The following is a 1,068-nucleotide window of genomic DNA, read 5'->3' on the forward strand; positions in this document are numbered from 1 at the left end:
CCTGACAAGGTAATGGTTAAAGATAAAGATGGAAGTATCACTTGTAAAGAATTAGATGAAAAGTCGGCTCAAATATGTAATTTCTTAATTGAGAAAGGAATAAAACAAGGGGATATAGTAGCAGTTTTAGGAGAGAGAAAAAAGGAAACAATAATAAATATTCTTGGAATACTAAAATCGGGAGCGGCTTATGTAGCTATTGATCCAGAACATCCATTAGAAAGACAAAAATATATTTTAGAAAATAGTAGGAGCAAATTATATATTGATAGAGATTTTTATGGAAAGAATAAAGTTTCTAGTTATTCAGCCATTAATCCTCAAATTGAATATGATCCAAAAGGATTAGCATACATTATTTATACATCAGGAAGCACAGGGAGACCAAAAGGTGTAGCAATAACACATGAATCTGCTATGAATACAGTTATAGATATAAATCAAAAGTTTGGTGTCAATAAAGAAGATAATATAATAGGTTTATCTTCAATGTGTTTTGACTTATCAGTATATGATATATTTGGAAGTTTGTCTACAGGGGCAACACTTGTAGAGATACCAGATATTCATGATATGAACTATATATCTGAGATTATTGAAAAAGAAGATATAACAATTTGGAATTCTGTTCCTGCGGTAATAGATATGCTGATTATTCATAATGATGCACAGAATAATTATGTAGAAACAGGATCAGAAGACATCATAGAAGTAAAATTATGGGGAGATAGTTTAAGATTAGTATTATTAAGTGGGGATTGGATACCAGTAAGTTTACCAGATAAAATCAAAGAGCAGTATGAAAATGCAGAGATAATAAGTTTGGGCGGAGCTACTGAAGCATCAATATGGTCAATATATTATCCAATTGAAAAGGTAGATACTTCTTGGAAGAGTATTCCTTATGGCAAGCCTTTAGCAAACCAAGAATATTATGTATTAAATTATGATTTAAAAGATTGTCCGGTTGGAGTTGCAGGGGAATTGTATATAGGTGGCAAAGGGTTAGCAAGAGAATATTACAGAGATGAAGAAAAGACAAACTCTGCATTTATAAACCATTCTAAG

The 1,068-nt window shown here is 31.2% G+C and carries 1 protein-coding gene; it reads left to right on the forward strand.

Annotated elements, in window-relative coordinates; translation table 11 throughout:
* Positions 1 to 1,068: AMP-binding protein (locus HMPREF9225_RS09660; protein ID WP_040551890.1), on the forward strand; the 1,068-nt coding region annotated here is incomplete at both ends.

The sequence above is a fragment of the Peptoniphilus duerdenii ATCC BAA-1640 genome, from assembly GCF_000146345.1.
In the GTDB taxonomy this organism is placed as follows: domain Bacteria; phylum Bacillota; class Clostridia; order Tissierellales; family Peptoniphilaceae; genus Peptoniphilus_B; species Peptoniphilus_B duerdenii.